The sequence below is a fragment of the Enterococcus sp. AMC2644 genome (assembly GCF_058216475.1).
This window is the reverse complement of sequence record NZ_CM177095.1, coordinates 2,907,209-2,930,560: the sequence shown is the minus strand read 5'-3', so window position 1 is coordinate 2,930,560 and position 23,352 is coordinate 2,907,209. Positions and strand designations below refer to the sequence as shown.

Below are 23,352 nucleotides of genomic sequence, written 5' to 3'. Positions count from 1 at the left end.
ACCAAAATATAGAGTTTATTTCCTAGATATATTGCTCTACCAAAAACAAAAATTGCGGCAATTAAAATTAGGATGTAGAAACATTTTAACGTCAAATATATTTTTTTATTCATACGATCCACCGCCTTTGTTTATTCTCGTGATTCTTTTATTTTTCCATTGACAACTAATAGGAATGAAAATATTATTATAGTGTTTATTATATCATATTATATAGCTAAATTAGTATATAATTATAAAAATAGTATCAAGGAGGACGTATGCAAAATTATCGTGAAATCCCTGTAACTTCGAGTTTAGAAGAACAATTTGATTATCCAGTTAATGACTTTTTATATGATTGTTGGGTGGACAATTATAGCGAATTAAAAGATTATACTTTAAATTGTCATTGGCATGATTCCTTTGAGTTTGGTTATGTATTATCAGGTTCTTTTGACTATTTTATTAATGGTGTTCATTTTAAATTAAGACAAGGCGACGGATTTTTTATTAACGCCCGAGTCTTACATATGGCAATTGCTGATGATCAAGAGAATGACAATCGAATTTTTGGCTTTTTATTCCCTCATACCTTGTTAACACAAGGTTTTCCTCAATTATTTGAAAAATACTTCCAACCTATTATTGAAAGTCCAATTCAAGGCTTCCATCTCGAACCTAAAAGCGATTGTCAAAAAAAGCTCCTTCAAACCATTCAAAAAGGACAAACATTAACACCAGATAGTCCTTATTTTGAATTAGAAGCATTTGCTCAAGCCAGTACAGTCTGGAAATTAGTTGTAGAATATATCAATACGCAACATACAATTATCCAAACATCTTCTCGCTCAAAAGAAGAAGAGACAAAAGCAATATTATCTTATATTTATCAAAATTATTCAAATAAGTTTACCATTAATGAATTATGTAAACAAATCGGAGTTAGTCGTTCAGAATGCTTTCGTTGCTTTAAAAAATTTACTAATAAAAAACCTATGGAATATATTAATGAATATCGGTTATTTCAAGCCAGTAAATTACTAAAAAATACCACGAAATCGATTGAAGAAATTACTAAAAATTGTGGTTTTTCTACTGCAAGTTATTTTGGTAAACAATTTAAGGAATTATACGGTGTCACCCCTTTGTATTACCGCAAAAATAATAAATTAAACACTTACTTTTAAAGGAGAACAAGATGTATTCATTATTACTTGCAATTATTTATATCGCTTTTATCAGTTTAGGTCTACCTGATTCACTAATCGGATCGGCCTGGCCAGTCATGCATCAAGAATTACATGTTTCAGTATCTTATGCTGGTATCATTACCATGACTATTGCTGGAGGAACAATTGTTTCTAGTCTATTTTCGGATAAACTAACACGCAAATTTGGAGCAGGTCTGGTCACTGCATTAAGTGTATTAACAACAGCAATTGCTCTGTTTGGTTTCTCTATTTCCAACCATTTTATTGCACTAGTTTTTTGGGCAATCCCTTATGGTTTAGGTGCTGGTGCTGTGGATGCAGCATTAAATAACTATGTTGCCTTACATTATACTTCTCGTCATATGAATTGGCTGCATTGCTTCTGGGGTGTCGGGGCAGCGATTAGCCCATATATCATGAGTTTTTATTTAACAAATGGACAATCATGGAATAACGGTTATCGAACAATTGGTATCTTACAGATAATTTTAACTGCTGTTTTATTCTTCAGTTTACCGCTTTGGAAACGACAAAAAGATACTCAAACTAGTGATTCTGTTACAGAAGCTTTGAGTTTTAGAGAAATATTAAAACTCAAAGGAATCTGGGCTATTCTAATTGCTTTTTTTGCGTATTCTGCCGTTGAACAAACAACGGGTTTATGGGCTAGTACTTTTCTAGTGACCGCTAAAAATATCCACCCAGATATTGCTGCTCGATTTGCTGCCTTTTTCTTTTTAGGGATTACTTTCGGTAGGTTCATTTGTGGATTTATTGCCGACCGTCTAGGCGACAAACAATTAATTCGCGTAGGCACAGGAATTATTCTAATTGGTCTACTTTTTATCCTTTTACCAAGTAGCCAAACATTTTGGGCATTATCTGGATTAATTATCGTTGGTATCGGTTGTGCACCGATTTATCCATCGATTATCCATGCGACACCTACTAATTTTGGTAAGGAGTATTCACAGTCCGTCATCGGTATTCAAATGGCATTTGCTTATGTTGGCACAACTTTTGTCCCGCCATTTTTTGGTTGGTTAGCGTCAGTTACATCTCTTGCCATTTATCCATTTTTCCTAGCCTTCTTCGCTTGCTTAATGCTTGTTAGTACCGAACGCTTAAATCAACTATTAAAAGAGTGAAATGACAATGATGAACGCAACTGTTGTAGATATGGATGGAGCTTTTTTAGATACAACAAGTCGCTATGCTGTCCAACGCTTTGAACAGATTTATCATCAAATACGTAAAAAGAAAATCAAATTTATTATAGCGACTAGTGATAATTCCTAATAGTAATAAAGTTAGCAATACTTACTTTAACACAATATAGTTTTACTATGACATATGACACACAGTCGTCTGTAAGCTAAACATCAGGCTCCTGCTACTAACGATTCTAAAGTAATAACCTTATCTCGATTAAAACCATAAATAGACCCAAACTACACCTTTACTTGCGCCTCGCCAAGTTATGTAGTTCGGGTCTATTTATTTTTTTGAATCAATTAAAAGCTCTATACCAAGAACTTGGTTATTTTTCGTGAACCGTTTTTGTAGTAATATATTCGAACCTAGTGTCCATACATAATTCTACTTTTAGGCTTTTTTATTTAATTTTGCTTGTAATTCTTTGTCATAATTACGTGTAGCAGGAATGATAAAAGTTATGATTCCACAGATTAATGTACCAATCCCTGCTAAAAGAAACATTTTTTCGACACCGATTTCATCTGCTAAGGGACCCGCAAAAATCAAACCAACTGGACCCGTAATACTCATTAACGAATTCAGAACTCCTAAAACACGGCCTAAATATTTTGGATCATAACTTTGCTGGATCATTGCCATTAACAAAGTATTAAAATATGGCGTAGCAAATCCTGCTAAGGCATTTAAGATGATGAAGAAAATAAATCCTTGCTTTGTAGCTGGTAAGATGCCACTTAATCCAATTGTAATACCAATAACAACGTAGGCTAATAACACAGGTTTCATTCGATCTTTCCAGTTCCCAGCAATCCCGATTAATGCTCCACCAGCTAACATTCCAATAGCATAAATCATTTCAATTAAACCGGCATCTCCTACTGAACGATTAAAATACTCCATCGTCATTAACGGATACATACTTGCAGCTGGCATAAAAATCAAAGTGAATGCTGAACCAATTAAAGTAATCCACCACAGTCCTTTATTAGACATCAACTGTTGCAAACCAAACTTAGTGTCGGTTAATAGATGTACTTTTTCTCCTTGTGAGACGACTCTTGGGATCACTACAAAGATTAACAATCCAATACCCAAAATAGCCCCTAATACATCCAATAATATCAACTGATTCATGGGAACAACTGCAAATAGGAATGCACCTAATGCAGGCGCAATAATAAAGTTAGCTGATTGTACCATTCCTAGTTGTCCATTGACCTTGGTCAATTCTTCTTCAGGAACCATTGTAGGTAAAACAGATTGAATTGTTGGCATTTGGAAGGTTTGTGCGATAGAGCGCACCAATAGAGAAATAAATACTAACCATAAAGGAAATTCTGCAGAAAAAGTTCCAACTAAGGATAAAATTAACGCAATAATTGCCACAATGCCATCAGTTACAATCAATAATGTTTTTTTATTCCATCTATCAATTAGTGGGCCGACAAACGGGCTCAATAATACCATCGGCAACATTCCTAAAATAGTTGCAAAGCTTAAAACTGTTGCCGAACCAGTCATTTCTGTTAAATACCAAATGATAGAATATTGAACGACCATACTAGTAATACCTGATAAAAATTGACCACTTAAAAATAAATAAAAATTTCTGCGCCAATGCGCTAGTGAAAACTCAGTTTCTTTCATGTTACACTCCTTTTAAACAACAGAACTATTCCCCATCTGTCATTTCTCTTATTTTTAACACAACTGCTTGTGCTACCTCTTCAACTTTTTGAGGGCGCAGTTGCTTGATTGGTTGTGAAACTATCGGAACTTTTTTGGCAAAATGAATAATCTTCGCCTGTATGGTAGTCAACTTGCGATGTTTTCCATACATAAAACTTGGACGAACTAATAAGGCGTGAGGAAAATAAGATAAAACAATTGATTCTGCTTGTGCTTTTGAATGGAAATATCGTTTCAAAAAAGAGTTGTAAAACGATTCGCTGAAATATAAACAAAATGAGGGACATTCATTTTTTGTGCTTCAGCAGCAGTTAATTTAGCTGGTTCAATATTGAAACGCTCATACGTCACTTTTTCTTTAGGTTTTTCAATCAACAAGCCAATAGCGTCAATCACAACATCCGCTTCTTTAAGTACATGTCGCCAACTTTTCGGTTGAAAAACATCCCCTTTAACCCATTCAATAGCTGACAGCCATTCTTCATCTGAATTTGGTTGACCATGACGCGATACGCTGGTTACATGATAATACTTACAAGCTATTTTGATGATTTCACGACCTAAGAAACCACTTCCACCAAAAACAACTAATTTTTTCATCTTGTTTTCCTCCTTTTATCTTTATATTAGCAAAAACAAAGCTAAAAGGACACTTCCTAACTAGGAAGTGTCAACTATTTTAAGAAAGATAGTGTCAAATGAAATTCACTATTTTTTATTTGCGCATATACTTTTCCTTGTTGTTTCTCCATTAATTTTTTTACGATATACAAACCTAAGCCTGTTTGGTCATTGGTACGACTCGCATCCATACTAAAAGAGCGATCAAAAATAGCATTCACCTTTGTTTTATCAAAATCAATAACATCATTGATGAAAGTCACATGAACATAGTCATTTTCTTCCTCAAATAAGATTTTTAAATAACTATGTGCATAACGAATTGCATTATGAATAAGATTGGTGACAACTCGACTAGTTGCTCTCTCGTCAAGGTAAATCAATGGTACTTTCGATTCATCTACAGAAATAATCATTGATTGTTGCTCAAATTCTTCAAAAAAACTCATCATGAGCTCAATCACTAACTGATTTAAGTTAATTAGCTCTTTTTTTATTGGATAATCCTGAGATTCAATTTGTGAAATAACGTAAAATGAGTCGGTTAGTTTACTTAGCAATGCTACCTTACGTTCAACGATTGCTAAATATTCTTGGCGTTCTTTGGGCGATATATCTGTCTGTAACAGTTCAGTAAAACCTTTAATTGCCGTTAAAGGGGTTCGTAAATCGTGAGAGAGATTGGTAATTTCTTTACGTAGTTCTTGCTCTTTTTTGATGAATTGCTGTTGCTCTAACTTATGCTGCGAAAGTAGTTGATTGATAGAAGAGACTACTGCCACAACATCTTTTGATTGAACCTGAATTTTAACTAATTCATTTGTACCAAAATTTTCATAGATATGCTTTAATTCTTTTGTTAGTTCACGTAAAACATGTTTTTGTAGATAACGCTTCATCTCAACAATTCCTAGTAAAATAAGAAGTGCCCCCAAAATTATCCATATCATCAAAGCTTTAACTCCTAATCAATACTTTTTTTGTCGAATTGTCTCAGGCCGACAAATAATACCAGACTACTAATGATCACACCAACTAGCCAAGCAATAATACTAAACGATTGCTCTAAATTCATAAATTGAAACAAATTATTCGTTAACAGTGTACTAGGTGCATAATCAGTCAAAATCTTAACAAAATCTAGGTAATTACCTAAAAAGGTTAACAAGCTATCTGATAAACTATAAATGAAAATTAATACACCACAAATGATGATTTCTTTAACTCCTAACATCATTAAAACATGGGCTAATATAAATCCACTAATAATCAAAGGTGCCATATTTACTAAAGCAATTAGATATGCTGTTAGCACTTGAGCCTCTTGAGAAAATAAAAATGTTCCTAATAATACTGTTGTTGTAATACCAATCAAACAAAGTAAAATAAAATAAATGAATGTCACACTTAATTTAGCTAAAAATATTTTTTTCCGTGAAATTCCAAATGCAATTGATTGCTTCAATACTAAGCAATCATTACCAGTTAAGATTAAATTGACCAAGAGTGCAACAAATAAAATTATGCCACCTGCAGAAATAACATTGGAATAGAAAAATTGGGTATTAGCATAGGGAAACGTACTTTCTGTTTTACCAAAAAAGTATAATAGACTGGCAGCTGCGATTAACAAAAAAACACTTCCAAGACTAATCAAATAAATATTCTTTTTGTGTATCATACGATAGTTCTCACTCTTTAAATAAGCAATCATTTTACTTCCTCCTCTAAGTTCAAGAAATAATCTTCTAGTGCTAAAACTTCAACACGAAACTCGTCAGCAAAAACATTATGTTCAACTAATAACCGGTTAATTTCACGGCTATTATCGACATGATTTTTTATCACTAGATAATTATTAGGCAATACTTGATACTCAATATCTGGATAATGACGCTCTAATACTTGAACAGCTTGAGATAACTCTCCTGTTTGGATTTTTAATTGCTTCTTACTTTTTTCATGAAGTTCTTGACTACTAATGTCTTCAATGATTTTTCCATTTTTAATAAATAAAAAACGCGTTGCTAGCAAAGACAATTCTGATAAAATATGACTGGAAATTAAAATGGTCATTTGTCGTTCGCGATTTAATTTAAATAATAAATCACGAATTTCTTTAATGCCTTCCGCGTCTAAGCCGTTAATAGGCTCATCTAATACCAAACAATCAGGATTCCCCAACAAACACAAAGCTAAACCCAATCGTTGTTTCATTCCAAGTGAATATTGCTTGAAATTTTTTTTCGTCTCTTTGGCTAAATCAACAACTTCTAACACAGTTTGAATCTGTTCTTTTTCAACAATTCCTCGTTGGATTCGAAAATATTCTAAATTTTGGTATGCAGTAAAATCAGGAAAAAATACAGGAGTTTCAATAATAAATCCCATTCTTTTTCGTGATGTTTCACAATCTTGTCCAGAATGACCGAACAAAGTCATTTCACCCGCACTAGGTATTAACTGACCAGATAACATTTTAAATAATGTTGATTTTCCGGCACCGTTTTTTCCAATTAAGGCACAAATTTCGCCTGCATATAGAGTGAAATCTAACGGTTGCAGCGCAACTTCTTGTTGAAATTTCTTGGTGAGGTGATTGGTTTGAATAATTGATTCCATAATTGACTCCTTTGTTTTTGATAAATTTAGTTTACCTAATTTATCATTAATAAACTTTAAGTAAATCATAAAGAAATCATAAAGAATTAAACGAGCATAAAACCAATTCCCCATATTGTTTTAATATATTCTTCAGCAGTAATTTTAGCCATTTTTTTACGCAAATTAGAAACATGAACGCTTATAGTATTGTCATCACCAATGTACGTTCCCTTCCAAATAGATTCATAGATTTTCTTTTTAGAAAAAGCTTGCTCAGGATAACTCATGAATAACTGAAGAATATCAAATTCTGCATTAGTTAGGGTTAATACTTGGTTTTCTAATGTAACTTGAAGCTTATTTGTATCTAGGATTAATGCTTTCCACGTTAATATGATTGATTTTTGTATAACTCTTTTTCTTAATTGAACATCAATTCTAGCGGCTACTTCTTCTTGATTAAATGGTTTTGTTACATAATCATCGGCACCCATGTTTAATAAATTAACTTTATCTTCAATGTGTGTTTTAGCAGATAAAATTAATACAGGAACCTCTGTGTGTTGACGAATCTTTACCAGCACTTCCTCTCCGGATAAACCAGGCAACATTAGATCCAATAAAATTAAATCAAAATTTTGCTTTTCTAACTGAAACAAAGCTTCCGTTCCTGAATATGCCGGTACTGCTTGAAACGTCATTTTATTTACAATTACTTGTAATAAACGACTAATTTCACTATCATCTTCTACTATTAAAATTTTCGCTCCCACTTATTTATCTCCCATCTAAATAGCGACTCATCAATTCCAAGTGATGCATCACGGCTGCTTTTCTCATAACCCCCATACCTGGAAACTTTTCTTTAGCTGCATGTTCTAATAATATTTCTAGTCCTTTTGTTTTGCGGTTGCCACATAATTTTACCATCCATTGATCAACCTCAGCCATAAGTGCTAAGAATTTTTCTTTTTGCGAAGGCAACTCTTCTGGCGATAAAAAGTGATGAATTCGTAACTGTTCACCTAAAAAATAGACAAGATGTAGACTTAAAATCGGTGTTGGGTACCCATGTTCATAATAAATTCGACTATCTATTGAAAAGTCACTAAAGCCCATAAATCCTTTTTTCCGATAGGTTTGATGAGTAATTGAAAAAAGTTCATCCGCTTGTTCCTGATAAAAATGGGTTCTTGGCAGACGAGTAAAGGCATCCTCTGATAAAATCAATTTCCCCTTAACTCTCTGTAGCAAACGGAATTCTTCTGGTACTAGTACTTTCGCTTGACAATTTGTCCATTCACTAGCTAGAGCAGTTGTTGCTTGATTGATTATAATCATATCTGAAGAATTTTCCAATGTTTCTAGTGGCTGATCCAGCAAATAAGCTTTTTCATTAGGCAGTTGGCGCAATGTCTCTAAGCCATTTTCAGTAGCAAAAGCTCCCACTTGTGGATTTTGAATAATGTAAACAGGATGAACATTTTTTTGACTTGTCTCTATTAATTTTGTAAAAGCAGTCGTTTTTTTTACTGGTTCGATAATTGGCTGAATTTGTTTTGACAAACGGTTTTCTTCTAATAGTGTACGTAAGGCAATCAAATCAAATTGTTTGCCACGAAAATAAGGATAATACATTACTTTTCCTCCAACCAGCGATTTTCAAGTTCAAAATACGCAGCACGTGTCGCCTCTAGTTCCTCTTTTAAAGCTTCTATTGCTTGTGATTGTGTTTCTTCAATAAAACGGTCATAATAGTTCACGCCGCCGCCAAATAAATCGTATTCTGGCTGTCTGCGTTTGAGCTCTTTAAATAATTGTTCCGTACCAAATACTCGCAAGCCACGAGCTGTTTTTTTCGCTTTACCTACTTCTCTTGCTTGTGAGGCGATTAAGCGATAAAGTAGTTCTTGTTCATTGACTTGCAATCCTTGACGTTGCGGTTTTCTAGCAGTCGTAAAGTAGCCTGGTACCCCAATCTCTTCATTGATGTAAGCATGGTAAACCAATACACCAATCTGAAGCGGAATCTCCTCTTGAACCGCTAAATACAATTTTTCAGGTAGCACAAAATAATTATAATGACCGACAAACGATAACTTTGCTTTTGAACGAAAATCTGCTTTACTAACTTTTAGCTCATAACAGCGCCATTCAAACTGATTGGATACATCTAGGCGACAACTTAGTGTGTCAACAATTCCTTGATCTTCAGGCATGGTAACTTCTTCAATTACAATATCGCCATTTTCTCGACAATAATAATACAAACTTTCTTCCATTTGAATGGTTAATGGTGTTTTCATGATCGTTCTCCTTATTGTATGTTAAGCAAAGAATAGAACATATGTTCACTTTTTGCAAGCGAAACTTAAAGAAAATCGGCTTTTATTGCACTAACTTCCCATCTTTGAGTTCCCATATTTCATCTGCTAATTCAACAAAATGCGGATCATGCGATGTGAAGAGTACTGTCCCTCTGTATTCTTTTAGAAACATTTCTAGTGCTTGAATGGTTTTTAAGTCAATAAAATTTGTAGGTTCATCCAATATTAATAAATTGGATGGCCGTGTAAATAATTGAGCAATCGCAACACGTGTAGCTTCACCGCCACTTAATACGGATAATGGTTTTAATACATCATCTTGTGAAAAACCTAAATGATGTAGCAATGAACGGACAGTACTTTCTGGCCAATCTGTTTCTGTCATTAATTCAAGCAATAACGACCGTTGGCTAGACAATTGATAGTCCATTTGACGATACGTCTCTATTTTTATTTTTGGTGATAAAATAATACTTGAATGACCATCTAAAATTGCTTGTAATAAAGTAGACTTACCGGCACCATTTGGTCCCACGATAGCTACCTTTTTTCCTAAAGGCAATTGAAAGTCTACTTCATTTAAAATCTGTTTTTGATCATAAATTACTGTTAATTTTTCAATACGTAGCGGATACGGATTGTGAATTTCAGCTGTCTCGTGTTTCGGAAACTTAATACTTGTCTCTCGCTCCAAGCCTTGAACTTCTTTTAATTGTTCTAAGCGAGATTTCATAGCCTTAGCTTGTTTATAAAGATTTTTTTGAACAGTATCTTTTTGTTTTGAAGAAGATAGTCGATCCGGTCGAACATTTTGTTTTTTCTTTTTATCTGAAATTTTTCCGGCTTGTTCAGCTTTTTGTTTTTTCTCTTGAATGCCTTTTGTTAATCGCTGCATTTCTTTTTGATATGCTTGGTGCGCATGTTCTTGACTTACTTTAGCATGTTCTTTTTGTTGCAGATAGGCATCATAATTTCCTTTGTATTCTGTAATTTTACCATCCTTTATTTCCCAAATTTTTTCAGCCAATTCATTTAAAAAGAAACGGTCATGACTAATAAACAACAACGTACCATAATAATAACGCAATTCTTCAATTAATTGTTGTTTTCCACGCTGGTCCAAGTGAGTTGTTGGCTCATCCAATAACATTCCTGATTGATAGGTCGAAAGCAATTGCGTTAAACGATATTTCGTCATCTCACCTCCACTTAAATTTCGGACATCAGTCGTGGGTACGGTAAAGCGACTTAATAAGGCACCGTCTAAATCGGTTATTGATTCTTCTAACACATCATCAATTTGAGCATAGTACTGAAAATCGATGTTCGTCTGAATTGTTCCTTTGGTAGGAATCAATTGATGCGCAATTAATTTCATTAAACTTGTCTTCCCAGACCCATTTTCGCCGATAATACCAATTTTTTCATTCATATAAACGTTTAATTCAGAAATGGTTAAGATCTCTTTTCCTGAATAAATTAACTCTAAGTCTTTGATTTGAATAGTTTGTTCTTCCATGGTTTTGATCCTTCCTGTTGTAACGAACAAGGATTCCATGTAGCTTTTCTATTTAATTAAAAGATGGCACAAAAAAGGGATAGTCTTATACTATCCCTACGTTCATTTTATCTATGTGTATCTACTTAAAAAAGTGCACACTTCACCCATGAATTTCGTTACAAGACTTTTGAATTTGTATTAAATTAACGATTCAAAAGTAAAAAACGTAATCTCATAGATGCAGTCACTTTTCATTCCCCTTTACTTGGTTGATAAAAGTAGAATACCATGTTTTTTTATTCTTATCAATGCTTTTGCCTTTGTTCAGCTTGTTTACGTAATTGTTTTTGTGCTTTTTTTGAGCCACGATCAATATCTCGATTAAATTTCCGTTCATGATAATCGACAAATAATTGTTCCAAATCATAAGCTTGTGGGTATAATTCGCTTGCTGGAACAGCTAGTTTCAAACGTTTAAGCGAAATAGAAATCAGCTGTTTTTCAATAAAGATTTTAGTAGAATATTCATCTTGGTACTCATAAAACAATCCATACTGCTCATGTTCATTGCTCCAAACCCGATCGCCTTTATGAAACTCTAGTTGCGTACTACTTGTTTCGCTTACTTTTCGTTGATACACGATTTTTTTTGTCGCATAATCCTTATTGTGCAGATATTTTTTTGCTTTCGTTAGCACGTTAGAATCAATCGCCATTTTTTTAGCTATCCAAAAGGCGTTACTCTCACCGACTTGATTAAGTAATAAGCGATATTGCGGAGTCAATGTTTCTGAATCGAATGCCATCGCTGCCGTTTGAAAATCTTCATGTTGTAACGCAAAATCTTTTATTTCACCATAATGCGTCGTTGCTATAATTGTTCCACCTTGTTGATACATGGATTCCATCGTTGCAATTGCTAAGGCTGCTCCTTCGTTGGGTTCCGTGCCACTGCCAATTTCATCAAGTAAAATCAATGTTTGCCTAGACGTGTGACGCAGAATTTCGCTAATATTTTTCATATGTCCTGAAAATGTGCTTAATGAATTTTCAAGACTTTGTTGGTCGCCAATATCGATAAAAATCTTTTTAAACAGTCCAATCGATGAACCACCATTATGATTGACACAAACACCAAAATAAGTCAGCAAACACACTAACGCAATGGTTTTTAAGACTACGGTTTTCCCACCAGCATTAGGACCAGTGATAATTAAGCCACGCATCGTTCCAATTTCTAAACTTAAAGGTACTGGATTCGTCAACAATGGATGTTTGACACCATCAAAACGCAGTGTCTCTTCTTCGTTAATCGTAACTTGTTTTCCACCAATACTTTGGCTGTATTTTGCTTTTGCAAAAATGCTGTCCAATTCCACGATAATATCCATACAATAGCTAATTATATTAGCTTCCTCAGCAAGCACCCCAGTTAAAGAAGCCAGTACCTGATAGACAATTGCCGTTTCTTCACTTTTCGCTAAAATCAATTGGTCATTTAATTTTCGCAAACTTTCGGGTTCAATAAATACGGTTGTTCCACGATTGGATCGTTCAATAATTTCACCAACAATTTTAGATTGAAAAGTTGTTTTAATTGGTAATGTATAACGGTCTTCTTTTTTTACAACTATACGGTCTTGCAACCAACCATTAGCTACTGCGTGTTTTAAGATTTTGGCACACTTTTTCTCAAGTTCATTTTCTAGTTTCATGATTTTTCCGCGAATCTTTTTTAACTCACGTGAGGCTTCAGATTTTACTCGATTACCGGCGATAGCTTCATAAATAGCATCAACGATGTAATGAAAATCCGTTAAGTCTTTGGTATAGCTTCTTAACAAGGGTGTTTGGTACTGATTTTTTTCAAAAAAGCGTGTAATTAAACGAAATGAGCGTAAAAAATCACCGTACTCTGTTAGTTCACTGGCTTCTAAAATAGCACCTTTTTCAATTTTAGTCGTCAAATGTTTAATTTGGCTCAACCCCATAAAAGGGACATGTTGGCCAGATGCTAAAATTAACATCGCTTCATTGGTTTCTGTTAAACGTTTTTGAACGGTTTGATAATCGGTAGCTGGTTCTTTGCCAGCTAATAATTCTTTTGCATAGTCACTAATACAGCGCTGAACAATCTGTTCTTTAATCAAATTAAACTCTGTTGCTTGAAATAAGGTTTTATTCATGTGAGTATTCCTTTCTACTATCAAAAGATACCTTGAAAAAAACAGAGTGATCTACTCGTTTTCAAATATTCGTTATGCAAAAAACATAAAAAAAGGCAATAGGAAGCCCTATTACCTTGTCGTATCATTCGTTGATTCAATAGGTATCTTTAGGCATAACAAATAAACCTAGCATATTTTTGGTTTATTTGTATTCAATTGCTTAATTAGATACCTTGCACACTCACAAAAAGTCCCTCTTTCAGAAAACGAGTTTTTACAAGTTGAATTATAACAAGTCCGTTAAACTCTGTAAAGATTTTAAGGGTTTAATTCTTGAAATGCTTGCCATAAATAATCGCAGTCTTCACGATGACCAATTTCTTCCATATTAAAAACTGTTTTATCGCTACCTTCTAAATAATTCCGTAGATGACTATCAGAGAACCCGTATTTTGCAGCATCCTCATGCGTGCTACTGTAATAAACTTTTTTGATATTTGCCCACATCATAACGCCCACGCACATTGGGCAAGGTTCGCATGTTGCATAAACTTCACAATCTGATAAATCCATTGTATTTAACTTTTTGCACGCTTCTCGCACGGCAACCATTTCAGCATGTGCAGAAGGATCCGTATCGCGCATCATCGTATTACCAACAGCAGCTACAACTTCTCCATTTCGAACAATTGTCGCACCAAACGGCCCACCATCACCTTGCTTCATTCCTTCAAGAGTTGCCTTGGTCGCTAATTGAAAATATTTATCCATTTTTTTCGCTCCTTACATATTTTATTTGTTTTTACTGATAAATGTTAACAACGTATATAAAATAAACGAACTAATTAATCCTGAAAAAAATGCAAAATCATTAATCAGCTTTAATACATGAATACTAGGGAAAAAGGCTCCTACCATCGAAAGCGTAAAACTGATTGCTAAAACGACTACTGCACGTCGGTTATATTTAACACTTAGTGGGCTATTATCAGCTGCATAGATTTCTTGCAAATTTAATTGGCCTTTTTTATTGATAAAGAAATCTGACAACATAATCCCTGCAATTGGTCCAAACATCGAACCAATGAAACTATAAAATAAGAACAAATTATTAATTATTTTCCAGGGAAGAATCAGAACACCAATGATTGCTGTCAAAATCCCACCTGTTTTCACAGTAAACAATTTGGGAACTAAAGAAGTTAACTGTAAGCCTGCCGGGAATAAATTACCAAATACTACAAAAGCTGTGGCACCTAAATTTAATGCCATAATTAAGACAATTACCGCAAGGGAGCTATTCATTTGATCAATTGCCATAACGATATCAAAATTTTTCATTTGCGGAAAGGCAATCGCTGTACCTGCAAATAAACTGACACATGTGATAGCAAATAATATATAAGAAAAAATAAAACCGAGGGGTAAGCCAACAATCATTGATTTTAAATCTTTTGCTCGTTGAGTGAAATCACCCATATTAACGATTGGACCGGCCCAGTTAGATACTAAAGCACTGACACAGGCAATAAACAAAGCAGGAGTAAATTGCGCATTAATAGGAGCATAATTCATAACATTCTCAATCCCACCAGCAATCCTAATTGCCCACACTGCAGCTCCAATAATGAACAAATAAACTATCGGAGAAGCATATGTGCCTAATTTATCAATAACTTTTGTCCCACCCATAAATAGGCCAACTGTCATTATCCATACTAGAACAAAACTTAGAACAGTATAGATAGGTAAACCCAATAGCGTAGTATCACCACCAATAGATGTATAATTAGGGAAAATCCGATTAAAAATGACATCCATTGCACGAGCAGTAACAACACTTTGCGTTCCAAAAAAGACAACCCCAGCAACTAGTCCTCTAGCTAAGGCTGGAATGACAGAACCTTTTACTCCAAAAACTGATCGTAAAACCATGGTAAAAGGAATACCATATTTGGCTGAGGCAATCCCATTAACAACATAAAAGAATGAAACAATCACTGCTGAGGTCATCACTGCTGCCAAAACTTGTTTAGAGTTTAAACCAAGGATAAAAAATCCAGCAACCGTCATATAAGATAAAATATTGTGAACGGAGCCCATCCATAAAGTCATAAACTGCATAATTCCCCAATCACGTTCTTTCTGTGTCTTTGGGCGTAACTCTTCTGCTACAGTAGTAAAATCAATTGTTGCTTCAGTAAATGGATCAGAGTTCTTGATACTAAGATTTTCAGCCATCGTTGTTGGCCTCCTTTTTTTCCATTAATTTTTTCGATTGTGCAGCATGTTCTTTAAATAATGGATTCGCTGGTTGTAATCCATCTGCTTGAATCATTGACTCATAAGCTTCTTGGTGTTTACCTAAACTTCGGAGGCTGTTCGCTTTATGGAATAAATAATCTACCCGAGTTGGTTCTTGTACTAGTAATTCATTCATAATTAGAATTGCTTCTTGATGGCGACCAATTTCTCGTAAGTAATTTGATTTATGATAGATAAAAAAGGAACGATTGCCTGTTTGTGCTCCTTTATCAAAGAAAGCGAGTACTTGTTTTTGGTTCCCTGCCTTTTTAGAAAGATTGGCCAAATAATAAGCAAATTGAGGATCTTCTTGTAAACCTTTTTCATAGTAATAACGTGCAGCGTCAGATTGATTTAAGCATTCATAACTCAAACCTAAATAATACAATTGTTCCAACGATTCCGTCATTTCAAGAAGTTTTTGGATACTGTGATAATACTGATTGGTTCGAATCAATCCTTTTATTTCGGTAAATGCGTTTTGAGTCAGTTGCGAGTTCAATAATTTATTAATCATTGGTTTTTTTGTTTCTAATGCGTACTCACGTGCATCTTTTTGAGAAAAGTCTTTAATGAAAATATCCGCTTGGAAGGTAAGTAATTCTTCGATGATATCGCGATAAAGAAAACCATCGTCTCCCAATACAACAGCTTCCAAAAGAGCTGTCCAGCCAAGACGATTGACATGGTTGACCGGAACGCCAGCATCTAGTGCTTGTTGAACAACACGAATGAACCCTTTTTCACTCGATGGCAGTAACGCAGAACCACCAAAACGATTGACTTGAGTTAAATCAGGGGAGTAACACAACAGTAACTGAAACATCTCAGAAAAACCATTCGCTGCTGCTGCAATAAATGGCGACAACTGCGTATTATCTTTTTTATTTGGACTAAATCCCTTGTTTAATAACGCTGCCGCAATGGCTACTTGATTAGTTGTTACTGCTAAATGAAGGGGCGTTTGTCCTTCTTCATTTACGATTGTCAAATCAATTGGCTTGGTTGTTAATTCATCGATTACTTCATTTAATTGTTTTTGCTTTATTCTATCAAAAATTGTTTTTGTCATTTAATTCCACCACACTTAAAATTTTTCACTTAACTTAACAATGGCTTTTTGGAAAGCTTCCACTGGTGGGTAAGTAATTCCTGCACCAATCATACCGATTCCAGCCTCTTTGTGAGCAATAGCTGTATTAATCACAGGTAACGTATTTGTTTGCATAACTTTCAGAATATCAATCCCTGTAGGAATTCCCATAAAGTTGAGAGATGGAATGGTAACATTGGGATTTTCACCAGTCGTAATGGCGCCCATTGATAAGGAGTAATTTGTTGCATCATTTACAGTCCCCCCCACTAAAGCCACAATTGCCGGTGCTGCTGCCATTGAAAAACCACCTAAGCCAAATGTTTCTGTTATTGCACTGTCCCCGATATCTAAGCCTGAGTCTGCTTCTGTATATCCAGCAAACATTGGTCCAATAACTTTTTGAGAAGGTCCGACAAACCATTCTGTAGGATCTGTACTTGCCAAACGAATACCAAATTCCGTCCCATTTCGCGCCATTGTTGTTACGATTGAGCTATACGCTTCGGCACCAACAGCAGCATCTAAAGCCGCTTTACAAAATGCCATCCATGTTGGTCCAGAGAAGTAGTCACTGCTTGCGACAAATTCAAATACATCTTTTTGATCTACAACTGAAAAATCTGTTTGAATAATCCCTGGTGTTAATGCCTGAATCAGCAGTGTCGTTCCTGCAACATTCCGATTGTGCAACTCGTCTCCCATATGCAATGCTTGTGAAACAAGTAATCGTAAATCAATTCCATCTTCAAGATATGTCATTGCTTCTGCCAACATAGGACCAAATACGTCACGCATCCAGATTAAGCGTTGGATTACCGATGCATCATTTGCACCCATTCTTAAAATTTTAGATAATTGCTCACTTAAATTAGTATAGGCAACATTTCCATAAGTTTTGTTTTCAACAATATGGACATACATGGAAGCCGACGTAACACCCGCCATTGACCCTACAGCGTTGTGTTCATGACAGGGGCTAAATTCAATTTCCCCTGACTGTGCAACTCTTTGGGCTTCTACTAAGTTTTCAGCAAAACCTTCAAATACAATCGCTCCTAAAACTGCCCCTTGCATTGGTCCATTCATTTTTTCCCAAGTAATCGGTGGACCTGCATGTAAGATCATATTTTTCTTCATACCAGGTACAACGTCAATTGCTTTGGCATAACCAGTTAAATAAATACTTGATGAAGTAATCCTTTCAAATACTCGTTGATTTGCCTGCTGAATTTTTTCTAAATTTTCAGGTTTTTCAAGAATTTTTAACGCTTTTAAAACATCGATATTCCCTAAACCAGGTGGTGCCCAGTCTAACTGAATACTTGTTCCGCCTTGCTCTTGAATATCTTCAGTAAATTTCTCTAAACCAACATTAATAACGGTTAATTTTTCGGTAAATAATGGGTTCATGTTATTCGTCCTTTCCAACAAATTCGCGAGCTAGTAATGCGGCGTTTTGCATACTACTAGCATAAATCGCCCCTGTATGCTCCAGTTTTGCTAATTGTTCTTCAATATTTTGACTATCACGATCGGTTCCTAGTATATATCCAACTACCTCTAAATGACGACCTGCTTTTTTAGCTTGTTGCTTTGCTTGAATGATTTCTTGTGCCATGACACCAACTGGATCTTGATGTGCCCCATAACCTAAAACAAAATCAAGTAAAATTACACCCACTTTTGGATTTTGAGCTTCTTGTCTAAATTGATTGATGCGATTACTCGGATCAATCATTGGATGTGGTTTGCCATCTGTATATTCATCAGCGCCAAAATCAATATAGATATGCCCATCACTTGAGTTTTGATTTAATTGATGTTTCGGATTTTTTGCAATATTGCTATAAACATTTTCGTATTTTTGTTTCGTAATATAATAAGCCTCTGCTGCTAGAGTTCCACCTGTAAATAAGCCACGAATATATTTTTGTTCAGGTAACAATTTTTGTCGAACTTCATCAATCAAAGAAATATTTAATGGATGTATATTTAAATTAGATGTAGGAACACCTGCTAGTTCAACGGCTTTTAAGGCAGCGTTTTTAGACATCGGTTCAAAATAAATGTTCCCATCTACTCGCTGTTGCATATCCCCTACAAACCAAATGACGACTGGCTTATTAATTGTTTTAACTTTAGCCACAATCTTCTCTTGTACCTCTTTTGCAGGTGGTTTGGAGATTAGAACAATCACTTCAGTTTCAGAATCTTGTGCAAGGAGCTCAATACTTGCTAACATCATCTTACCACCAATCTCAACACTTAAATCGCGACCTCCTGTTCCTAATAATTGTGAAACACCCCCACCGAATTCATGAATCCGAACAGATATTTCTTGTGAACCAGTTCCAGAGGCTCCAATAATTCCGATATTCCCCTTTCTTACATTATTTGCAAAGCCTAAACCAACATTATTAATAATTGCTGTTCCACAGTCAGGTCCCATCATTAAACGCCCTTTTTCATTTGCTAAGTCTTTTAGCATTTTTTCGTCTGCAACAGATACGTTGTCACTAAACATCATGACGTTGAGATCATTATTCAACGCTTGTAGTGCTTCTCTTGTTGCGTAATTCCCGTTGACTGAAATCAACGCTAAATTGGCTTTTTCCTCTTGAACAGCTTCTTGAATCGTGTGATATGCACGTGCGCTATTAGTTGCTACAACTTTTTCTTTTTTAGTTAGTAGCTCTTCCACTTTGGCTAAGATATCCTGTTCATCAATTTCACCTGTTGTCCGCAGGGTAATGACCAAATCACTTGCTTGAGCATTTTCTACTACATCGTTAGTTAAACCAGCGTTACGCATGACTTCTTTATTCATGTCTGTCGCCATCGCCACAATCACTTGAGAAACATGTTCCATTTGATTCGCCTTTGTAGATAAAGCCATCAGCGACACAGAATCGATGTAGCGGTTTTTTAATACTTTTACTACTAAGTTCTTCATTTACATTCTCCTCACTTTTACAACTGGTTGTTTATTTTGTACAATTATCATAAAATAAATTATTTTAACTAAAAATGTTTTATTTTATGAGGATACATCTATATATTAATGTTAATGTAATCGTTTTAATATGTACTATCTGATTGAAAATACCGTTCTTCATTTGTATACTATATACAACTATACTCTTTGGAGGTGCACTACTTATGGACATCACTGATTTTTTAAAATTGCCGATGTTTGAAGATTTTAAGCTTTTAGCTGGAAAATCAGGTCTTACAAACCAAATTACTGGTGTAAATATTTTGGACAATCCTAAGGCTACAGACTGGCTATCACCTGGTGAACTAATTGTAACTTCTGGCTATTTTTTTAAAGAAAGTCCCGAAGCGTTAGTTCATTTTTTGGAAAGTTTTCATCGTTTGAATATTGCAGCAGTCTGCATTAAACCAAAAATCTATTTAAACCCTCTTCCAAAAAAATTAATCGAATTGTGCGATGAATTAGCCATTCCACTAATTGAAATTCCTTATGGTGTCGCTTTTTCAAAAATCATGAATACAGTAATGAATTTACTTTCTGATTCAACGAGTGAGACTGCTCAAATGGCATTGGATATTAACTCGAAATTTATGGAATACGGATTACAAGGGGAAGGTATTGATTATCTTAAACAAAAATTAGAAGGTTTTTTAGGGAATCCACTTATTATCACCAATGTCGATTGGAGCCTTTTATCAAACAGTCCTGCAAGCGTCTTTCATCCCTATCTAAGACAACAAAAATCGACTGCTTTTTTTAATCAAAATTTACTTTCAACTATTCCAACTAATGTCTCTAAGTTAAAACATCCGACCCCTTTTATTTTTACAGATGGTGTTAATGGGGTCTTATTACCTATTTTTTTTAACGAAGTGACCTACGGCTATATCATTGTATTGCCTAACAAACGTCCTCTCTCTCAAAAAGACTACATTGTATTAGAAAATGCTTCAATTGCCATTGCACTAAAAATCGTTCATCAAGCTGAAAAAGAACGTATCAATAATAAAGTGCTTCGTGATTTTTACCGAGAATTATTGTTTGGGACAAAAACAATTGAAGAATTACGTTCATTTGATATTGAATTCGACTATGAACTTGCGTATGTCGTTTTCATTCTCTCCATTGAGATGCCGAATAAAAACAATGACTTATTACAGCAAAAATATGACGAAGACTTGCTGATGAGAACCATTTTAAACGCTGTAAACCACTATCAAACAACATTCCATTTTGATTTACATGTGTTTAAGCAGGGCCAACAAGTGATTGGTTTAGTAGGACATCGTGATGAGGTGATGTCGAATGAAACCCAACAGCATAAATTTTTCACTGAATTTCATCAATATTTGCTTTCTTTTCTAACCAACACTACCGTATTGAATATTTTTATTGGTTCTGCACAAAAGCTCTCTGAGTTAAATCAAAGTTATCAAGAAGCAAAACAAATGATTAGCTATCGAACAAATAATCAGAATCACTTATATTTTGCTAAACAATTTTATTTAGAGAACTTTCTTTATCGACATATTGATCAACATGACGCGCACCACTTAATTACACATTATTTATCCCCGTTACTCATCTATGACTGCGAAACAGATAGCCACTTAGTTGAAACGCTGGATACTTATTTACAACAACAGCAAAATTTGGCTGCAACTTCTCGCTTATTGTTTATCCATCGAAATACTTTACTTTATCGCATCGAAAAAATTGAAAGCTTACTAGGATATTCACTTGCTACTTCAGCAGCTGCATTTAACTTAGCTTTTGCATTAAAATTACACAAACAATACCCACAAGCATAAAAAAAAGAGGTGAATCACCTCTTTTTTTGTTTCAATAAATACCAACAAGTTACTATACTTGTAAAAGGTAGAACTACAGCTACGCCAACACCTGACAACAAGATAATTGCCAATTCGTCAACAAATGCTTTGGAGTGAATCATTTCTTGCCAAGGAACTTTTAAATCTTGGTACCAAAAAATCAACGCAAAACTACTACTAATGAAAGCAAAAAGTAAGGTATTGATTGTCGAATTTAAGATACTTTTCACTACAGTCATGCTTGACTGAAATAAATGGCTGAAATCAATTTTTTCTTCACGCCGATGATAAAGTTCTGCCGTTGCACTAGCGATGGCCATGCTACCGTCAATCAACGCACCAGAGACGCCAATAAATAAGACAGCTACGCTTAGTTCAGAGAAGTGAATGGGTAGATCTAAATTCATTACTGACAATTCTTCCATTTCTTGAGCTGGAAAACCATGAACAGCCAAACTTTGAATGAACGGAATAAAAGCGACTCCTAAAATAATTAGAAAGAACAACATACTATAAAAAGCCGCTTTGGTCTTTTCATTCCAACCATTTACATATGCTAAGGTTATTAGACTATTTGCTAAAATGTATAGTAGACTCATAAAATACACTGAAAAACCATGACTTAGACAAAGAATAAATAACAAAAATAGCACTAAATTCATAAATAGTCCACTTAAGACATAAAAAGAATCTTTTCCAATAATCACTCCTATGAAGAAAATAAACAAAAGTAACAAAACAGTTAAAACATTCATTTAATTTCGCCTCCTTCCAATTGAAAAGAAGAACAATGAGATTGGAATCGATAATAAAATGCCAAACCCGCCACATAATACACGGACAGCTTCTAACGACAGTAACGTATTGATAGTTTGAGTAAACGACCAGCCATTAAACAAATATAATAAAATTACAGGAATAGCGCTACTAAAATAGGAGCAGATCAACACATTAATCATAGTGCCACTAATATCATTACCAATTATTTTTCCCGATTGAATTAATTGCTTGAGCGTCACTTTTTTATTGCGAAATTCAATTTCTTCTAACGTTGCAATGACAGTGACTACCGTATCTAACGATGCCCCAATTGCCCCAACTAATAAACTTGCTAAATAAATTGGACGATACGGTCTTGTCAATACGCCCATATCTTCAAAACGTAAACCTTTATCATGTAATAACGTCATTGTAAAATAACAAATACCAAAAGCTGATAAAATAGTAATAACGGTAGCTATAAATTTTTGTAGGCTATTTTTTTTAATTCCATCAATTAGAAATAACGTAATGGCAACCGAAAAAATCATATAAATCATTGTCATCGGAACCAAAGAAATAGTTGTATGTTCTCGATAAAACCAAACTGTGAAAAAAAGTGCACCGCTATTTAATCCAGCGCTAATAAATGTTGTTAAACCAGTCTTACCACCAATAAATAATAGCGTTAATAATAATAAGCTGACCATAAAAAACACAAAGCCATCTCGCTTTTTTTCTATCACCTCATTGCCTTGGTAAAAAACTTGATTGCCTTTTTTCAAATGAATACTTTCAATTTCATTTTCTTGATAAGGAGAAACTAACTGAATATTTTCCCCCTTATCTTTACCATTAACAACAACTGCTAGAATATGTTGCTGCTTATCTTTTATTTCAATTTTTTGAATTTTGGCTAGTGGTTGTTGGTACCATCTTCCACTATAATTTTGAATGAATAGACTACAAAAAATACAAATTAAAGTAGTTATAATTCCTAAAGTTATTTTTCGCTTCATGTTAGCCCCCTTCTCCCTATTTTTAA

Annotated in this window: 22 protein-coding genes; 4 read left to right on the top strand and 18 right to left on the bottom strand. The window is 34.5% G+C overall.

The window, feature by feature from the left end; all coding sequences use genetic code 11:
- Positions 1-260 precede the first annotated feature (260 nt).
- Genes AC4BC5_RS14175 through AC4BC5_RS14165 form a run of 3 tightly spaced genes read left to right on the top strand, consistent with a single transcriptional unit; the run spans position 261 to position 2,492 of the window.
- Entirely contained in the window at positions 261-1,169 is a 909-nt protein-coding gene (locus AC4BC5_RS14175) for a helix-turn-helix domain-containing protein (protein ID WP_490496005.1), read from the top strand.
- A gap of 11 nt (positions 1,170-1,180) precedes the next feature.
- Positions 1,181-2,341: an MFS transporter gene (locus AC4BC5_RS14170; protein ID WP_490496004.1), complete on the top strand. Its 1,161-nt coding sequence runs from the start codon at positions 1,181-1,183 to the stop codon at positions 2,339-2,341.
- Between the two features lie 7 nt (positions 2,342-2,348).
- Positions 2,349-2,492 (top strand): HAD hydrolase family protein, encoded by a 144-nt coding sequence (locus tag AC4BC5_RS14165; protein ID WP_490496003.1) that lies wholly within the window; start codon positions 2,349-2,351, stop codon positions 2,490-2,492.
- A gap of 306 nt (positions 2,493-2,798) precedes the next feature.
- On the opposite strand, the gene AC4BC5_RS14160 is transcribed toward AC4BC5_RS14165, so the two are convergent.
- The 16 genes from AC4BC5_RS14160 to fdrA all read right to left on the bottom strand — a co-directional run bounded on the left by AC4BC5_RS14160 (position 2,799) and on the right by fdrA (position 19,674).
- Positions 2,799-4,058 carry an MFS transporter gene (locus AC4BC5_RS14160; protein WP_490496002.1) on the bottom strand — a complete coding sequence of 420 codons (1,260 nt, stop codon included), beginning with the start codon at positions 4,056-4,058 and terminating at the stop codon, positions 2,799-2,801.
- A gap of 25 nt (positions 4,059-4,083) precedes the next feature.
- Entirely contained in the window at positions 4,084-4,338 is a 255-nt protein-coding gene (locus tag AC4BC5_RS14155) for a hypothetical protein (RefSeq protein WP_490496001.1), read from the bottom strand.
- The gene (locus AC4BC5_RS14150; protein ID WP_490496000.1) at positions 4,335-4,700 is read right to left on the bottom strand and encodes an SDR family oxidoreductase; all 366 of its coding nucleotides are present in this window, start codon (positions 4,698-4,700) and stop codon (positions 4,335-4,337) included. Before AC4BC5_RS14150 ends, AC4BC5_RS14155 begins: the two co-directional genes overlap by 4 nt.
- 74 nt (positions 4,701-4,774) lie before the next feature.
- On the bottom strand, positions 4,775-5,671 hold the full coding sequence (locus AC4BC5_RS14145) for a sensor histidine kinase (RefSeq protein WP_490497563.1): 897 nt from the start codon (positions 5,669-5,671) through the stop codon (positions 4,775-4,777).
- 14 nt (positions 5,672-5,685) lie between these two features.
- Positions 5,686-6,435 (bottom strand): hypothetical protein, encoded by a 750-nt coding sequence (locus tag AC4BC5_RS14140; RefSeq protein WP_490495999.1) that lies wholly within the window; start codon positions 6,433-6,435, stop codon positions 5,686-5,688.
- Entirely contained in the window at positions 6,432-7,343 is a 912-nt protein-coding gene (locus tag AC4BC5_RS14135) for an ATP-binding cassette domain-containing protein (protein WP_490495998.1), read from the bottom strand. The genes AC4BC5_RS14140 and AC4BC5_RS14135 overlap by 4 nt, the downstream gene beginning before the upstream one ends.
- An 86-nt stretch (positions 7,344-7,429) precedes the next feature.
- Complete coding sequence (locus AC4BC5_RS14130) at positions 7,430-8,098, bottom strand: response regulator transcription factor (protein ID WP_490495997.1); 669 nt, start codon at positions 8,096-8,098, stop codon at positions 7,430-7,432.
- Positions 8,099-8,102: 4 nt separating this feature from the next.
- Positions 8,103-8,963, bottom strand: coding sequence for a sce7725 family protein (locus tag AC4BC5_RS14125; RefSeq protein WP_490495996.1), 861 nt, complete (start codon positions 8,961-8,963; stop codon positions 8,103-8,105).
- Complete coding sequence (locus tag AC4BC5_RS14120) at positions 8,963-9,631, bottom strand: hypothetical protein (protein WP_490495995.1); 669 nt, start codon at positions 9,629-9,631, stop codon at positions 8,963-8,965. The genes AC4BC5_RS14125 and AC4BC5_RS14120 overlap by 1 nt, the downstream gene beginning before the upstream one ends.
- A gap of 82 nt (positions 9,632-9,713) precedes the next feature.
- Positions 9,714-11,171 carry a ribosomal protection-like ABC-F family protein gene (abc-f, locus tag AC4BC5_RS14115; protein ID WP_490495994.1) on the bottom strand — a complete coding sequence of 486 codons (1,458 nt, stop codon included), beginning with the start codon at positions 11,169-11,171 and terminating at the stop codon, positions 9,714-9,716.
- A gap of 287 nt (positions 11,172-11,458) precedes the next feature.
- The gene (locus AC4BC5_RS14110; protein ID WP_490495993.1) at positions 11,459-13,339 is read right to left on the bottom strand and encodes an endonuclease MutS2; all 1,881 of its coding nucleotides are present in this window, start codon (positions 13,337-13,339) and stop codon (positions 11,459-11,461) included.
- A 300-nt stretch (positions 13,340-13,639) separates the two neighbouring features.
- Positions 13,640-14,092: a nucleoside deaminase gene (locus AC4BC5_RS14105; RefSeq protein ID WP_490495992.1), complete on the bottom strand. Its 453-nt coding sequence runs from the start codon at positions 14,090-14,092 to the stop codon at positions 13,640-13,642.
- A gap of 21 nt (positions 14,093-14,113) precedes the next feature.
- Positions 14,114-15,562, bottom strand: a complete 1,449-nt coding sequence (locus AC4BC5_RS14100) for a cytosine permease (protein WP_490495991.1) — start codon at positions 15,560-15,562, stop codon at positions 14,114-14,116.
- Positions 15,555-16,697 (bottom strand): ankyrin repeat domain-containing protein, encoded by a 1,143-nt coding sequence (locus tag AC4BC5_RS14095; RefSeq protein ID WP_490495990.1) that lies wholly within the window; start codon positions 16,695-16,697, stop codon positions 15,555-15,557. Before AC4BC5_RS14095 ends, AC4BC5_RS14100 begins: the two co-directional genes overlap by 8 nt.
- Before the next feature lie 15 nt (positions 16,698-16,712).
- On the bottom strand, positions 16,713-18,131 hold the full coding sequence (locus tag AC4BC5_RS14090) for a YlbE family protein (RefSeq protein WP_490495989.1): 1,419 nt from the start codon (positions 18,129-18,131) through the stop codon (positions 16,713-16,715).
- A gap of 1 nt (position 18,132) precedes the next feature.
- The gene (fdrA, locus tag AC4BC5_RS14085; protein WP_490495988.1) at positions 18,133-19,674 is read right to left on the bottom strand and encodes an acyl-CoA synthetase FdrA; all 1,542 of its coding nucleotides are present in this window, start codon (positions 19,672-19,674) and stop codon (positions 18,133-18,135) included.
- Between the two features lie 206 nt (positions 19,675-19,880).
- Here fdrA and AC4BC5_RS14080 point away from each other — a divergent pair, with 206 nt between their 5' ends.
- Positions 19,881-21,527 carry a PucR family transcriptional regulator gene (locus AC4BC5_RS14080; protein ID WP_490495987.1) on the top strand — a complete coding sequence of 549 codons (1,647 nt, stop codon included), beginning with the start codon at positions 19,881-19,883 and terminating at the stop codon, positions 21,525-21,527.
- Positions 21,528-21,541: 14 nt separating this feature from the next.
- On the opposite strand, the gene AC4BC5_RS14075 is transcribed toward AC4BC5_RS14080, so the two are convergent.
- Together AC4BC5_RS14075 and AC4BC5_RS14070 are read right to left on the bottom strand one after the other, a co-directional pair.
- A complete protein-coding gene (locus tag AC4BC5_RS14075) occupies positions 21,542-22,303 on the bottom strand; it encodes a YibE/F family protein (RefSeq protein ID WP_490495986.1) in 762 nt (253 codons plus the stop codon).
- Complete coding sequence (locus AC4BC5_RS14070; RefSeq protein ID WP_490495985.1) at positions 22,304-23,326, bottom strand: YibE/F family protein; 1,023 nt, start codon at positions 23,324-23,326, stop codon at positions 22,304-22,306.
- Positions 23,327-23,352: the final 26 nt, after the last annotated feature.

Coding starts and splice junctions, on each gene's coding strand:
- AC4BC5_RS14100 (WP_490495991.1), bottom strand. CDS start 15,562: ATGGCTGAAAATCTTAGTATCAAGAACTCTGATCCATTTACTGAAGCA.
- AC4BC5_RS14175 (WP_490496005.1), top strand. CDS start 261: ATGCAAAATTATCGTGAAATCCCTGTAACTTCGAGTTTAGAAGAACAA.
- AC4BC5_RS14145 (WP_490497563.1), bottom strand. CDS start 5,671: ATGATATGGATAATTTTGGGGGCACTTCTTATTTTACTAGGAATTGTT.
- AC4BC5_RS14170 (WP_490496004.1), top strand. CDS start 1,181: ATGTATTCATTATTACTTGCAATTATTTATATCGCTTTTATCAGTTTA.
- AC4BC5_RS14070 (WP_490495985.1), bottom strand. CDS start 23,326: ATGAAGCGAAAAATAACTTTAGGAATTATAACTACTTTAATTTGTATT.
- AC4BC5_RS14105 (WP_490495992.1), bottom strand. CDS start 14,092: ATGGATAAATATTTTCAATTAGCGACCAAGGCAACTCTTGAAGGAATG.
- fdrA (WP_490495988.1), bottom strand. CDS start 19,674: ATGAAGAACTTAGTAGTAAAAGTATTAAAAAACCGCTACATCGATTCT.
- AC4BC5_RS14165 (WP_490496003.1), top strand. CDS start 2,349: ATGATGAACGCAACTGTTGTAGATATGGATGGAGCTTTTTTAGATACA.
- AC4BC5_RS14120 (WP_490495995.1), bottom strand. CDS start 9,631: ATGAAAACACCATTAACCATTCAAATGGAAGAAAGTTTGTATTATTAT.
- abc-f (WP_490495994.1), bottom strand. CDS start 11,171: ATGGAAGAACAAACTATTCAAATCAAAGACTTAGAGTTAATTTATTCA.
- AC4BC5_RS14110 (WP_490495993.1), bottom strand. CDS start 13,339: ATGAATAAAACCTTATTTCAAGCAACAGAGTTTAATTTGATTAAAGAA.
- AC4BC5_RS14090 (WP_490495989.1), bottom strand. CDS start 18,131: ATGAACCCATTATTTACCGAAAAATTAACCGTTATTAATGTTGGTTTA.
- AC4BC5_RS14125 (WP_490495996.1), bottom strand. CDS start 8,963: ATGTATTATCCTTATTTTCGTGGCAAACAATTTGATTTGATTGCCTTA.
- AC4BC5_RS14140 (WP_490495999.1), bottom strand. CDS start 6,435: ATGATTGCTTATTTAAAGAGTGAGAACTATCGTATGATACACAAAAAG.
- AC4BC5_RS14075 (WP_490495986.1), bottom strand. CDS start 22,303: ATGAATGTTTTAACTGTTTTGTTACTTTTGTTTATTTTCTTCATAGGA.
- AC4BC5_RS14135 (WP_490495998.1), bottom strand. CDS start 7,343: ATGGAATCAATTATTCAAACCAATCACCTCACCAAGAAATTTCAACAA.
- AC4BC5_RS14080 (WP_490495987.1), top strand. CDS start 19,881: ATGGACATCACTGATTTTTTAAAATTGCCGATGTTTGAAGATTTTAAG.
- AC4BC5_RS14160 (WP_490496002.1), bottom strand. CDS start 4,058: ATGAAAGAAACTGAGTTTTCACTAGCGCATTGGCGCAGAAATTTTTAT.
- AC4BC5_RS14150 (WP_490496000.1), bottom strand. CDS start 4,700: ATGAAAAAATTAGTTGTTTTTGGTGGAAGTGGTTTCTTAGGTCGTGAA.
- AC4BC5_RS14095 (WP_490495990.1), bottom strand. CDS start 16,697: ATGACAAAAACAATTTTTGATAGAATAAAGCAAAAACAATTAAATGAA.